The sequence below is a fragment of the Streptomyces sp. NPDC104581 genome, assembly GCF_055583685.1.
Genome location: NZ_JBVJNN010000077.1, coordinates 1 through 12,611 on the forward strand (window position 1 = coordinate 1; position 12,611 = coordinate 12,611).

The following is a 12,611-nucleotide window of genomic DNA, read 5'->3' on the forward strand; positions in this document are numbered from 1 at the left end:
CCCCCCCCCCCCCCCCCCCCCCCCCCCCCCCCCCCCCCCCCCCCCCCCCCCCCCCCCCCCCCCCCCCCCCCCCCCCCCCCCCCCCCCCCCCGGCGCGTGTCGGGGAAGACTTATGAGGATTGTGTGGCCCTCCGCGCAACCAATGGCGCGGAAACGAAGTCTCACTGTCCGGGAAGCGCCGACAACTCGGGGGCGCGCACCGGGTAGTGAGCGTAGGTTCGGATCATGCTGATGACTCTGGGGACCCCGCCGTCGGAGGCGGAGACAGACGCCTGGCATGACGTGATCGCCGCTGCCCATCTCCAGGACGTGCCCGCATCCGTCCCGGAACCCGGCCGCACCGAGACCGCCGGGAAGCTGCGTGTGCGGTCGCCCGACGCGCGGATGGTCCATCTGGTGTCGGCCGCTCCCGACGGGTCGTACGACGGCGTCGCGGCGCTGCTGCTGTTCACCGAGGAGAGCGAGCGCCGCACCGCCTTCCTCGACGCCCTGGTCGTCCGCCCCGAGGCCAGACGGCGGGGCGTGGGCGCCGCGCTGTGGGGCGCGATACGGGCCGAACTCACCGCCGACGGGCGCAGTTCGGTCTCCACCATGCTCGAAGTGGGCGGCGCCGGTGAGGCGTTCGTCGACGGGCTGGGCTTCGGCAAGGTGCTGCCCCTGGCCTGGTACGTGCAGCGGGTCCGCGAGGCGGACGCCGCGCTGCCCGGGGCGCGGCTGCCCGACGGCTACCGCTTCGCGGAGTGGGACGGTGTCGTACCGGACGCGCTGGCGGACGAGTTCGCGCGGGCCCACGACGTGCTGCGCGACGCCTCCGCCGCCGGGGCGGACGAGCGGACGCCGAGGTGGGACGCGGAGCGCGTACGCGGCGCCGCCCGGCTCGTCGACGACCGGGGCGGCATCCTCCTGACCTCGGTGGTGCTGGCTGAGGGCAGGGACGGGGGCGCCGAGCGCATCGCCGCGTACAGCGAACTCGTCCTGCGCGACCCGTCCCACACCCGGGCGCTCCAGTACGACACGGTGGTCGTCCCGGAGCACCGCGGACGCGGACTCGGCCGGGCGGTCAAGCGCCATCTGCTGGGCAGGCTCGCCGAACGCCACCCCGGAGTACGGGAGATCAGCACCAGCGTCGCCGACGACAACGCCCCGATGCTGGCCGTGAACGCGGCGCTCGGCTACCGGCGCGAGAGGCCGGCCGGAATCTTCCAGGCCAAGCTCTAGGGGATCCCCCAGCCTTCCGGGACCACCCTTCCCGCGCGCAACTCCAGCCGCTCGCCCACGAACTCGCTCCGGAAACGGCGGTCGTGCGAGACCACGACCACCGCGCCCCCGTACGAGGCGAGGGCGCGCTCCAGCTCCTCCACCAGGCTCAGCGCCACATGGTTCGTCGGCTCGTCCAGGATCAGCAGATCGGCGGGGACCGTCAGCAGCCGCGCCAGTTCGAGCCGGCGCCGCTGCCCCACCGAGAGCCCGGCCACCGGCACCGTCAGATCCTCCTCGCGGAACAGCCCCAGAGCCAGCAGCTCGTCGGTGTGCTCGTCGGGCAGCCCCCGGCGGCCCGCCGCGAACGCCCCCAGCAGCGAGAGCCGCGACGCCGTCCCCGCCATGGCCGACTCCTGCGCCAGATAGCCCACTTGGGCCGTACGGTGGGCACTGCCCGCGTCCGGCGCGAGATCCCCTGCCAGCACCCGCAGCAGCGTCGTCTTGCCCGCGCCGTTGGGCCCGTCGACCAGCAGCCGGGCCCCGGCCTCCACCCGGAGCGCGTCCACCCGCAGCCGGTCCCCGACCACGACGCCGGACAGCTCCGCCGGCACGCCCCGCGCCCCGGTGGTGGCCGGGTCGGCCGCGAACACGAGCGGACGCGGAGGCGCGGGCACCGGCTCCCGTTCCAGCCGCTCCAGCCGCACCCGCGCCGCCCTGACCCGGCCGGACAGCTTCGCCTCGTGCGAGCGGCGGTGCTTGCCGAAGCCCTGTCCCGGATCCTTCCCGGTGGCGGCGAGCCGCTGCCCGGCCGCGGCCACCAGCTCCCGCGTGCGGGCCAGGTCCGCCAGATACTCCTGGTGGTCCTGCTCCCAGCGGTGGCGGGCCGCGGCCCTGGCCGTGCGGTAGCCGCTCCAGCCGTCGCCGTACCGCGTCACCGCGCGGGTGTCCCGGTCGACCTCCAGGATCGTCGTCGCGATCCGCTCCAGGAACGCCCGGTCGTGGGTGACGGCGACCACCGTGCCCCGGTGCGCCCTGAGCCGGTCCTCCAGATAGGTGGTGGCCCGGAGATCGAGATGGTTGGTCGGCTCGTCGAGCAGCAGCAGTTCGGGCGCGGAGGCCAGCACGCAGGCCAGCGCCACCCGGGACTGCTCGCCGCCGGAGAGCGACCCGAGCGGGCGGTCGCGGCCGACACGGGCGAGCCCGAGCCCGTGCATGGCGGCGTCGACGCGGGCGTCCGCCTCGTAGCCGCCGCGGTCCTCGTAGGCGGTCAGCAGATCGCCGTACGCGGCCAGTTCGTCCTGCGTGGCACCGGTCAGCGACGCCTCGGCGGCGGCGATCCGGCGTTCCAGCTCCCGCAGATCCGCGAGGGCCGCGTCGACGGCGTCCCGGACGGACCGGCGGGGGTCGAGTCCGAGTGTCTGGGAGAGGTACCCGACCCCGCCGGGGAACAGGACGGTGACCTCACCGCCGTCCGGCCGCTCGGCCCCGGCCAGCAGCCGCAGCAGGGTGGACTTCCCGGAGCCGTTCTCCCCGATGACACCGGCCCTCTCACCGGGCCGCACGGACAGTGACACCTGATCGAGGACGGTCCGGTCGCCGTACGACTTCGAGACGTCCCTCATCGACAATTGGGCGCGTTCGCGCATGTTCTTTCCCTGGGTACGAGTTACCTGCGTCGGGCGGGGACACGGGGACGCCCGCGGTCCGTGACAGGACTCGCGCCGGGGCGTCCGCGCCCGGAATCAGAGAAAGAAGTAGTACGCGTACATACCCATGGCGGCGAGTCTAACGAGGGCCACCGGACGGCGCCCCCGGATTTACCCGCCGCCCACCCGGGGAGCACGTTCCCCAGGGCCTGCCGTGTGGATCAGGCCCGTGATCAACACCTACAGCTTCGCCGCCAGTTCGAAGGCGTGGGCCGACACCCAGGTGTACGCGGCCCGGACGTCGTCCACCACGCCCCGCTCGCGCAGCGCGGCCATCGCCGGATCGCCGCGGTCGGCGGACTCGTCGATGCCGCGCCAACAGCGGTCCTGCCACCACAGGATCGAGCGGACGATGCCGTCCCGGTCGTCCAGACCGTAGGCGTCGCAGACCAGGGTGATCCGGCGGGCGGCGTCGGCCACGTCCGGCACGCGGGGGCCGAGGTCCAGGAACTGCCAGCAGACGTGGGCGACATCGTGGACACGGTCACCGGGGGCGGCCAGGTCCCAGTCGACGAAGGCCACGGGCAGCCCGTCGGCGCAGACCGTGTTCCGGGGCGACAGATCGTTGTGGCACACGACCTCACGCCCCTCGGCGAGCACCGAACCGGCCGTCAGGTCATGGAACTCCCGCACCAGCTCCGCGACCCGCGCCAGCCGCGCGTCCGACAACGGCGCGGACACCTCCCCCTCGACGTACTCCAGTACCTGGCGCCCCCGCTCGTCCACCCCCCGGTACCGGGGCGCCCCGCCCCAGCCCCGCTCCTCGAAGTGCTCCAGCAACTTCCTTGTGTACGCCGCCTGTCGGGCCGGCGGCCCGGAGCGCCGCACGGTGTCGCCGACCCGTACGACCTGATTGATGAACCCGCCCGGCAGAGGAGTCTCGTCCATGCCCTCCACGATGCCAGGGCCCCCGGCGCGTCACACGCACCGGCGGATACGGGCGCGGGCCTCCGCGCCGCGTACCGCCTTCGTGCGGATCGCCGTGAAGAACGCCGCCGGGTCCCGGCGGGTGCGCCAGGGCAGCGCGTTCACATGGCCGTCGACCAGCCGGAACTGGTCCAGGGCCTCGTCGTGCCGGGTCTGCCTCGTCAGGAAGTACGCCAGCAGATGCCGCACCTCCGGCAGCCGGGGATGGTCCGAAGGCGCCTGCGCCACGTCCGCGAGGGCCGCGTCGACCAGCGCCGTCAGGGCCGGGTCCGTGTAGTCGCGGGAGCCCGCCGCGGCGTCGTGGTGGTCGTACCAGGCGATCAGCGGGAGCGCCCTCATCAGCGTGCCCAGGGGCGCGTCGGCCGTGGCCTGGGCGGCGAACTCGCGGGCCAGCTCCGCCGAGCCGTGCCACCGCGCGCTCCAGTACTGGATCGCGGCCTCGTGCGCCCCGTACAGCGGCGCCGACGTGGGGTGCGGGGTACGGGCCGTGATCTCCGCCCACAGCTGACGCATCCGGTCCTGGCCGTAGCCGACGCCGAGCGCCGTCCGGATCTCCACGATGTACGGCGTCGGGTCGTCCGGGCCCAGCTCCGCCGCGCGGGCCGTCTCGTCGCGCACCTTCGGCAGCAGTTCGTGGAAGCCGTCCGCCTGCTCGGGCGTGGTGTGCTCGGCGTACGGCGAGCCCCGCAGCAGCCACGCGCGCGCGACCGTCGCGGACGCCCGGACCAGCTCCGTGTCCGCGTCGGGCCCGGCCGCGCGCCACGACCGCAGCCAGGAGTCCTCGCGGGCCGCCGCCTCGCCCAGTACACGCGCGTAGAGCGCGCGGCGCTCCCAGTCCCGCTCCTTGCCGGTCGACGCCAGCAGCCCCGCCGCCGCCTCCCAGCGGCCCGCGCGCGCCTCGTCCAGGGCCCGCTCCAGCGCGGGGTCCGGGCCGGCCAGCTCCGCGTTCTGCGCGTCCCTGGGGAGCAGCCCCAGCTCCGCCTCCGTACCGACCAGCGAGGACACGCTCCGGCGTGCCTTCAGCCAGAACCAGACGCCGAACGCGAAGAGGACGAAGGGCAGAACGCGTGCCATCGGATGACCCCCCAGGGTTACGGAGAACAGGTGAAGAGAACGTGTGGGGGATCTGCGGAGTATGCACCACCGCAGGTCAGCGCGGCAATGGCGCCTCGGCGGCCGGCGGCCGGCCGGATGCCGCTACCTGGGCAGCGTCGCCGGGCTGCCGCCGTTCGCCTCGTAACCCGCCACCGCCAGCGCCCGGTACAGCGTGTACATCGCCGCCGGGTCCTCGCTGTGCGTCCACGGCATCGCGCCGACGTGGCCGTCCACCCGCACGAACTGGTTCATCGCCTCCGACCACCGCTCCGCCCGCACCAGGAAGACGATCAGCAGATGCCGTACGTGCGCGAGCATCGGATCGTCGGGGCGCGCCGCGTGCACCGCGAACATCGCGCCCTCCATCGCCTTCGACACCACCGCGCTGCGGTAGAAGTCCCGCACCAGCGCGATCTCCGGCAGATGTTCGTACACCGCGAACAGCGGCAGCGCCGCCAGCAGCGAACCCTGCGGGGCCCGCGCCGCCGACGCCGTCGCGAACCGGTCCGCGTCCTCGCGCGAGCCGTGCCACTTCTCGCACCAGTAGTGCAGCGCCGCGATGTGCGCGCCCATGTGGTCCGGCGCCCGGTCGATGACCTTCGCCCACAGCTGGTCGAACCGCTCGTGCGGATAACCCAGCCCGCGGGCCACGGCCAGCTCGATGACGTACGGCACGGGATCGCCCGGCGCCAGCAGGGCGGCGTCGCCGCAGACCGAGCGGGCCTCCTCCAGGATGATCCGGAAGTCGTCCGTGCCGACCGCCGACGAGCGCCAGGCCTGCTGCACCAGGAACTCCGCGTGCACCTGCGCGCCGCCCGCGTCCTTCGGCGACTCCGACCGCCACGCCCGCAGCCACGCGCCGCCCACCCCGGGCCTCTCCTGGAGCTCCAGCGCCGCCGCGCCCGCGAACGCCTGGACGCGCTGCCAGCGCACCTCGCCCTCCTTGGCCGTCCCGGCCAGCAGCTGCGCCGCCGCCCGCCAGTCCTGGGTGCGCTGGACGACGTCGAGTACGTCGAGGAGATCCTGGTCCGGCCCCGGGAGCCGGATGTCCAGCTCCTCCTGCCGCACGAAGTCGTACGAGTCCGGGTCGGCCGCGTCGGGCGCGCCGGGCTCGACCAGGCGGATGCCACCGCGGCGGCGCCGTATGTACGGGCCGACGACGGCCGCGACCAAGCCCATCGCGATCAGGAACCAGAGAATCTCCATGCGTTCCATTGTCCCGGACGCGGACAGCTCTCTGAGCCGGGTCCGATCCGGCTACCCTCGGGCCTCATGAGCGACGAGCACAGCTTCGAGACGATCGCGATCCACGCGGGGAACACTGCCGATCCCCTCACCGGCGCGGTCGTTCCCCCCATCTATCAGGTGTCCACGTACAAGCAGGACGGCGTGGGCGGACTGCGCGGCGGCTACGAGTACAGCCGCAGCGCCAACCCCACGCGCTCCGCGCTGGAGGAGAATCTGGCGGCCCTGGAGGGCGGCCGGCGCGGACTCGCCTTCGCGTCCGGCCTCGCCGCCGAGGACTGCCTCCTCCGTACGCTGCTGTCGCCGGGCGATCACGTCGTGATCCCCAACGACGCGTACGGCGGCACCTACCGGCTCTTCGCGAAGGTCGTCTCGCGCTGGGGCGTGGAGTGGTCGGTGGCCGACACCTCCGACCCGGCGTCGGTACGGGCCGCCCTGCGGCCCCGTACGAAGGCGATCTGGGTGGAGACCCCGTCGAACCCGCTCCTGGGCATCAGCGACATCACGGCCCTCGCCGAGGTCGCCCGCACCGCGGGCGCCAGGCTCGTCGTGGACAACACCTTCGCGAGCCCCTACCTCCAGCAGCCGCTCGCCCTGGGTGCCGATGTCGTCGTGCACTCGACCACCAAGTACATGGGCGGTCACTCGGACGTCGTCGGCGGTGCGCTGATCACCGAGGACACCGCGCTCGGCGACGAACTCGCCTACCACCAGAACGCGATGGGCGCGATCTCCGGCCCGTTCGACGCGTGGCTGGTGCTGCGCGGTGTGAAGACCCTCGCCGTCCGGATGGACCGGCACAGCGAGAACGCGACGCGTGTCGCCGAGATGCTGGCCCGGCACCCGAAGGTCGCGAAGGTCTACTACCCGGGTCTGCCCGAGCACCCCGGGCACGAGATCGCGGCCAAGCAGATGAAGTCCTTCGGCGGCATGGTGTCCTTCCAGGTCGCCGGCGGCGAGCAGGCGGCCATCGAGGTCTGCGGCCGGGCGAAGGTCTTCACGCTGGGCGAGTCCCTCGGCGGTGTCGAGTCGCTGATCGAGCACCCGGGACGGATGACCCACGCCTCGGCGGCGGGCTCACCGCTGGAGGTGCCGGACGACCTGATCCGGCTGTCGGTGGGCATCGAGTCCGCCGACGATCTGCTGACGGACCTTCAGCAGGCGCTGGCCTGACGGGAGCCGGGCGCCGGCGCCCGGTCCCTACCAGCCCTCCAGCGGCGGTGTCTTCTCGGACGGCGGGAGCGACCACGGCTCCACGACCGCCGCCCAGACCGTGAAGGCGATGACGGCCACCGTCACCAGCAGCCAGAACAGCAGGCGCCAGGTGCGCCTGCGGTTCAGGACTCGGGTGCCGAGGGCGGTCGCCCGGGCCGTCAGGTCGGCGGGGACCGGCGGATGCCGTACGTCGAGCATCCGGCGGACCTCGTCCTCCTTACGGCTCTGGCCGCTCACCGCGTCACCTGCCGGTGGAGCACCGACAGCGGCCAGTGGGGCGCCGGGCGGCGGGCCGGTTCGGGCTGCCGCATCGTGACGACCGCCCGCGCGTAGATCGCGCGCACCCGGTCGGCCGGCAGCCCGATCAGCGCGGCCGTCTGCTCCTCGGCGACCCCCTCGTACAGCCGCAGGACGAGGATCAGCCGCTCCTGCGGGCCGAGCCGGCCGAGCAGGCCCTGCCCGGTGCGGGGGTGGTGCCGCCAGGCGCCGCGCGCGTAACGGGCGGCGAGCTCCTGGCGGGCGCGGTCGTACGGGTCGTCGCCGCGCAGCCGGTCCCAGTCCGCGTACGTACGGGCCAGGGCGGCCGTCAGCAGGCGCTCGGCGCGCGGCTTGGTGTCGGCGGGCTCACCCGTCAGCAGCGTGGCGGCATGCAGCAGTCGGCCTGCCGCGCCCGCGACGAAAGCCTCGAACTCCCGGGCGCGACGACGATCCGCACCCGTCTGCTGTCGCTGTCGCACACCTCATATGAGGACAGACCCCGGCCGGGGTCAAGAGGCCGGCGGTGGCTCCGTGCCGACGCGTTCGTCCACCGGGGTCCGGTTCGCGGCCGGTTCGGCCGGCGCGGGGCCCGACTGCCGTGCGGACAAGGCGGAGTTGAACCGGGTGAGGAGCGTGCAGAACGAATCCCGCTCCTCCTCCGTCCAGCCGTGCGTGACCTGTGACATCAGTTCGCGGCGCGAGGAGCGGACCTCTTCGAGGCGGCTGAGCCCGCGCACCGAGAGTTCCAGGACGACGGCACGGCCGTCCTCCGGGTGGGACGTGCGCTTGACCAGGCCGGTGTCGACGAGGGGCGCGACCTGGCGGGTGACGGTGGAGGAGTCGATCCCCATCCCCGCGGCCAGCGCCTTGACGCCCATCGGGCCTTCCAGATCGAGGCGGTTGAGCAGGAGGTAGGCGGCGCGGTCCATGGAGTTGCGCACCTGGCCGACGCCGCCGAGGCGGGTCTGCTCCGCCCGCCGGGCGAACACGGCCACCTGGTGCTGGAGTGCGTCGAGAAGGGGGGCGTCATCGGTGCGGGCGCCGGTGGGGGCGTCGCCCGTGGCGACGGATTCGGTACCGACGGAAGGTGCCGGTGCGGCCTCTAAAGGTGCGGAGCCGGAGGGGTCGGAACCTGCGGGTTCGGAGCCGGAGCCCGGGGAGGCCGACACAGCGGAAGTCATGTCCTGAGTAGGGGGCATGGCTGGGGCTCTCTCGTGCGGTGGTCGGTTGGTGGGGGACAGAGTACGCGGCCCCGCCGCCGCCCGTACCGGCCCCGCGCAAACCGGTGGACGGCCCCTCGTCCCGGGCGGCCGACCGGCGGATGAGCTGCGAGACTGGCGGTCATGACCTTCGGTACGTCGCGTCCCTCCGGATCATTCACTTCCACTTCCGCGCGCGGCTCCGCGCCCGCGGTGATCCTCGACGACGTCCGCGGGGCGCAGAAGATGCTGACCGGTGTGGCGCGGATGACCGCGATGGAGGGCAGCAGGCATCTGACCCGCCTGGTCGGCGCACCGGTCCATCTGAAGTGCGAGAACCTCCAGCGCACCGGCTCGTTCAAGCTGCGCGGCGCGTACGTGCGGATCGCCGGTCTCTCGCCCGAGGAGCGCGCGGCCGGCGTGGTCGCCGCCAGCGCGGGCAACCACGCGCAGGGCGTCGCGCTCGCCTCGACCCTGCTCGGGGTGCGTTCCACCGTGTTCATGCCGCTCGCGGCGCCGCTGCCCAAGGTGGCCGCGACCCGTGAGTACGGCGCGGAGGTACGGCTGCACGGCCAGGTCGTCGACGAGACCCTGGCCGCCGCGCAGGAGTACGCGCGGGAGACCGGCGCGGTCTTCATCCACCCCTTCGACCACCCGGACATCATCGCCGGACAGGGGACGGTGGGCCTGGAGATCCTGGAGCAGTGCCCCGAGGTGCGGACGATCCTCGTCGGTCTCGGCGGCGGCGGTCTCGCCGCGGGCATCGCGCTGGCGGTGAAGGCGGTGCGGCCGGATGTCGCGGTGATCGGTGTGCAGGCGGAGGGCGCCGCCGCGTACCCGCCGTCGCTGCGGGCCGGGCGGCCGATGTCGATCGGCGAGCAGCAGACGATGGCGGACGGCATCAAGGTGGGCCGGCCGGGCGAGATCACGTTCTCGATGGTCAGGGACCTGGTCGACGAGGTGCGGACGGTGTCGGAGGACGAGCTGTCCAGCGCGCTGCTGCTCTGTCTGGAGCGGGCGAAGCTCGTCGTGGAGCCGGCCGGGGCGAGCACGGTCGCCGCGCTGCTGAGCACCCCGAAGGCGTTCCGGGGGCCGGTGGTCGCCGTGCTGTCGGGCGGCAACGTGGACCCCCTGCTGATGCAGCGGATCCTGCGCCACGGGATGGCGGCGGCCGGGCGCTATCTGGGGCTGCGGCTGCGGATCACCGACCGGCCGGGGGCGCTCGCGACGCTGCTCGGGGTGCTCTCGGTGGCCGACGCCAACGTCCTGGACGTGGGGCACGTACGGACCGACCCGCGGCTGGGGCTGACGGAGGCGGACGTGGAGCTGCGTCTGGAGACGAAGGGGCCGGAGCACTGCGCGGACGTGGAGGCGGCGCTGCGGGAGGCGGGCTACACGATCCTGGGCTGAGCGCCTGAGCGCCTGAGCGCCTGAGCGCCTGAGCGCCTGAGCGGCGGCACGTGCCCGGTCGCACCTTTACGCAGACCTGACTTAATCCTCTTGTCCAATCGCGATGTATCGCGTTAGCGTCACACCCTGCCGCCGGTCGGCTTATGCTGTCGTCGGCATGGATCGCACCATTTGTACGAATCTGACACAGAGCTGGGAGTACCCCTATGCCAGGCGCCATCTACGCCGAAGGCCTGGTCAAGACGTTCGGCGACGTACGAGCACTGGACGGCGTCGATCTCGATGTCCCCGAAGGCACGGTCCTGGGCCTGCTCGGCCCCAACGGCGCGGGCAAGACCACCGCGGTCCGTGTGCTGACCACCCTCCTCCAGCCCGACAGCGGCAAGGCCGTCGTCGCCGGTATCGACGTGCTCAAGCACCCCAACGAGGTCCGCAGGAACATCGGGCTCTCCGGTCAGTTCGCCGCGGTCGACGAGTATCTGACCGGCCGCGAGAACCTCCAGATGGTCGGCCGGCTCTACCAGCAGAGCGCCCGTGCCGCGAAGGCCAGGGCCGCCGAACTGCTGGAGCGCTTCAACCTCGGCGACGCCGCCGACCGCACCGCCAAGACCTACTCCGGCGGTATGCGCAGGCGACTGGACCTCGCGGCGGCGCTCGTCGTCTCCCCGCCGGTGATGTTCATGGACGAGCCGACGACCGGCCTCGACCCCCGCAACCGTCAGCAACTGTGGGGAATCATCGAGGAGTTGGTCGCCGGCGGCACCACACTGCTGCTCACCACCCAGTATCTGGAAGAGGCCGACCACCTCGCCCACGACATCTGCGTCATCGACCACGGCCAGGTCATCGCGCGCGGCACCGCCGACGAACTCAAGGCCCGCACCGGTGGCGAGCGCGTCGAGGTCGTCGTCCACGAACGCGACCAGATCACCCGGGCCCACGACGTGCTCGCCGGCTTCGGCAAGGGCGGCGTGATGGTCGCCCAGCACACCCGCAAGCTCACCGTCCCGGTCACCGGCGGAGCGAAGCTGCTCGCCGAGATCATCAGGGAACTCGACGCGAGGGGCGTCGAGATCGACGACATCGGGCTGCGCCGCCCCACCCTCGACGACGTCTTCATCTCCCTCACCGGCCACGCGGCCGAGGAGGCCCAGGACGGCGGCGACGGCCCGGCGCGCGGCACCGCACCCGGTGTCTCCCCGGCCAGGACGCCGAGCGCCGCCGAGTCCACGAGCACGAGTACGGCTACGAGTACGGCCACGAGCACGACGACGACCACGGACCCGAAGGAGAGCGCCAAGTGAGCGCCGTAACCGAGGCCGCGCCGAAGGCCCTCGCCCCACGCCCGCGCGGCGGCGTGGTCCAGTCCGTCCGCGACTCGCTCGTGGTCGCCAAGCGCAATCTGATCCGGATGCTCCGCATCCCCGAGATGATCATCTTCGGGCTGATCCAGCCCATCATGTTCGTGGTGCTGTTCACCTACGTCTTCGGCGGCTCCATCAACGTCCCCGGAGCGCCCGCCGGCAGCGCCCAGGCCTACCGCGAGTTCCTGATGGCGGGCATCTTCGCGCAGACCGTCACCTTCGCCACGGCGGGCGCGGGCGCCGGAATCGCCGACGACATGCACAAGGGGCTCATCGACCGGTTCCGCTCACTGCCCATGGCCCGCGGCGCGGTCCTCACCGGACGTACGCTCGCCGACCTCGTACAGACCGCGCTGACACTCGTCGTCCTCGCGGCCGTCGCCCTGATCATCGGCTGGCGCACGCACGAGAACATCGGCAGCGTCCTCGCCGGCTTCGCGCTGCTGCTCTTCCTGGGGTACGCGTTCTCCTGGATCGGCGCGCTGATCGGCCTCATCGTCCGTACGCCGGAGGCCGCCACGTCCGGCGGGCTGATCTGGCTCTTCCCGCTGACGTTCGTCTCCAACGCCTTCGTACCCGTCAACGGAATGCCCGCGTTCCTCCAGCACATCGCCGAGTGGAACCCCTTCAGCGCGACCGTGCAGGCGGCGCGTGAGCTGTTCGGCAACACGATCCCGGGACGCGAGGCGTCGGTGACCGGGGCGTGGCCGATGGAGCACCCGATCTGGGCATCGCTGATCTGGTCGGTCCTGATCATCGTGGTGTTCCGCACCCTGGCCGTACGGCGCTACCGCTCTGCCACCGCCTAGCTCTGCCGTCCCCCACCTTTCACGGCGGCGGGGGGGGGGGGGGGGGGGGGGTGGGGGGGGGGGGGGGGGGGGTGGGGGGGGGTGGGGGGGGGGGGGGGAGGGGAACATGTCTTGGACGGGGCGCCGTATGGCGCAAAGGAGCGGGGCGGGGCCCCGTAAGAGGTCGACCACACGGGGTACGGA

At 73.0% G+C, this 12,611-nt stretch carries 12 protein-coding genes; 5 read left to right on the forward strand and 7 right to left on the reverse strand.

Annotation, left to right across the window (positions count from 1 at the left end):
• Positions 1-225 precede the first annotated feature (225 nt).
• Positions 226-1,218 (forward strand): GNAT family N-acetyltransferase, encoded by a 993-nt coding sequence (locus tag ACZ61E_RS32065; protein ID WP_469703883.1) that lies wholly within the window; start codon positions 226-228, stop codon positions 1,216-1,218.
• Here the strand turns inward: ACZ61E_RS32065 and abc-f are convergent.
• From abc-f to ACZ61E_RS32085, 4 genes are all read right to left on the reverse strand, one after another.
• Positions 1,215-2,846, reverse strand: a complete 1,632-nt coding sequence (abc-f, locus tag ACZ61E_RS32070; protein WP_469703884.1) for a ribosomal protection-like ABC-F family protein — start codon at positions 2,844-2,846, stop codon at positions 1,215-1,217. The two genes, ACZ61E_RS32065 and abc-f, sit on opposite strands and share 4 nt — an antisense overlap.
• A gap of 240 nt (positions 2,847-3,086) precedes the next feature.
• Complete coding sequence (locus tag ACZ61E_RS32075) at positions 3,087-3,794, reverse strand: phosphotransferase (RefSeq protein ID WP_469703885.1); 708 nt, start codon at positions 3,792-3,794, stop codon at positions 3,087-3,089.
• Positions 3,795-3,824: 30 nt separating this feature from the next.
• Positions 3,825-4,907, reverse strand: coding sequence for a hypothetical protein (locus ACZ61E_RS32080; RefSeq protein ID WP_469703887.1), 1,083 nt, complete (start codon positions 4,905-4,907; stop codon positions 3,825-3,827).
• Between the two features lie 123 nt (positions 4,908-5,030).
• Positions 5,031-6,134: a hypothetical protein gene (locus tag ACZ61E_RS32085; RefSeq protein WP_469703888.1), complete on the reverse strand. Its 1,104-nt coding sequence runs from the start codon at positions 6,132-6,134 to the stop codon at positions 5,031-5,033.
• A 66-nt stretch (positions 6,135-6,200) separates the two neighbouring features.
• Between ACZ61E_RS32085 and ACZ61E_RS32090 the strand changes: the two genes are divergently transcribed.
• A complete protein-coding gene (locus ACZ61E_RS32090) occupies positions 6,201-7,346 on the forward strand; it encodes a cystathionine gamma-synthase (protein WP_469703889.1) in 1,146 nt (381 codons plus the stop codon).
• Positions 7,347-7,373: 27 nt separating this feature from the next.
• Here the strand turns inward: ACZ61E_RS32090 and ACZ61E_RS32095 are convergent, their stop codons facing one another.
• Genes ACZ61E_RS32095 through ACZ61E_RS32105 form a run of 3 tightly spaced genes read right to left on the reverse strand, consistent with a single transcriptional unit; the run spans position 7,374 to position 8,641 of the window.
• A complete protein-coding gene (locus ACZ61E_RS32095) occupies positions 7,374-7,625 on the reverse strand; it encodes a hypothetical protein (protein WP_469703890.1) in 252 nt (83 codons plus the stop codon).
• Complete coding sequence (locus tag ACZ61E_RS32100) at positions 7,622-8,125, reverse strand: sigma factor-like helix-turn-helix DNA-binding protein (protein WP_469703891.1); 504 nt, start codon at positions 8,123-8,125, stop codon at positions 7,622-7,624. Before ACZ61E_RS32100 ends, ACZ61E_RS32095 begins: the two co-directional genes overlap by 4 nt.
• Before the next feature lie 30 nt (positions 8,126-8,155).
• Entirely contained in the window at positions 8,156-8,641 is a 486-nt protein-coding gene (locus tag ACZ61E_RS32105) for a MarR family winged helix-turn-helix transcriptional regulator (protein ID WP_469703894.1), read from the reverse strand.
• A 450-nt stretch (positions 8,642-9,091) separates the two neighbouring features.
• Between ACZ61E_RS32105 and ilvA the strand changes: the two genes are divergently transcribed.
• The 3 genes from ilvA to ACZ61E_RS32120 all read left to right on the forward strand — a co-directional run bounded on the left by ilvA (position 9,092) and on the right by ACZ61E_RS32120 (position 12,428).
• Positions 9,092-10,255, forward strand: coding sequence for a threonine ammonia-lyase (ilvA, locus tag ACZ61E_RS32110; protein WP_469703895.1), 1,164 nt, complete (start codon positions 9,092-9,094; stop codon positions 10,253-10,255).
• Between the two features lie 206 nt (positions 10,256-10,461).
• Positions 10,462-11,559: an ATP-binding cassette domain-containing protein gene (locus ACZ61E_RS32115; protein WP_469703892.1), complete on the forward strand. Its 1,098-nt coding sequence runs from the start codon at positions 10,462-10,464 to the stop codon at positions 11,557-11,559.
• Positions 11,556-12,428, forward strand: coding sequence for an ABC transporter permease (locus tag ACZ61E_RS32120; protein ID WP_469703893.1), 873 nt, complete (start codon positions 11,556-11,558; stop codon positions 12,426-12,428). Before ACZ61E_RS32115 ends, ACZ61E_RS32120 begins: the two co-directional genes overlap by 4 nt.
• Positions 12,429-12,611: the final 183 nt, after the last annotated feature.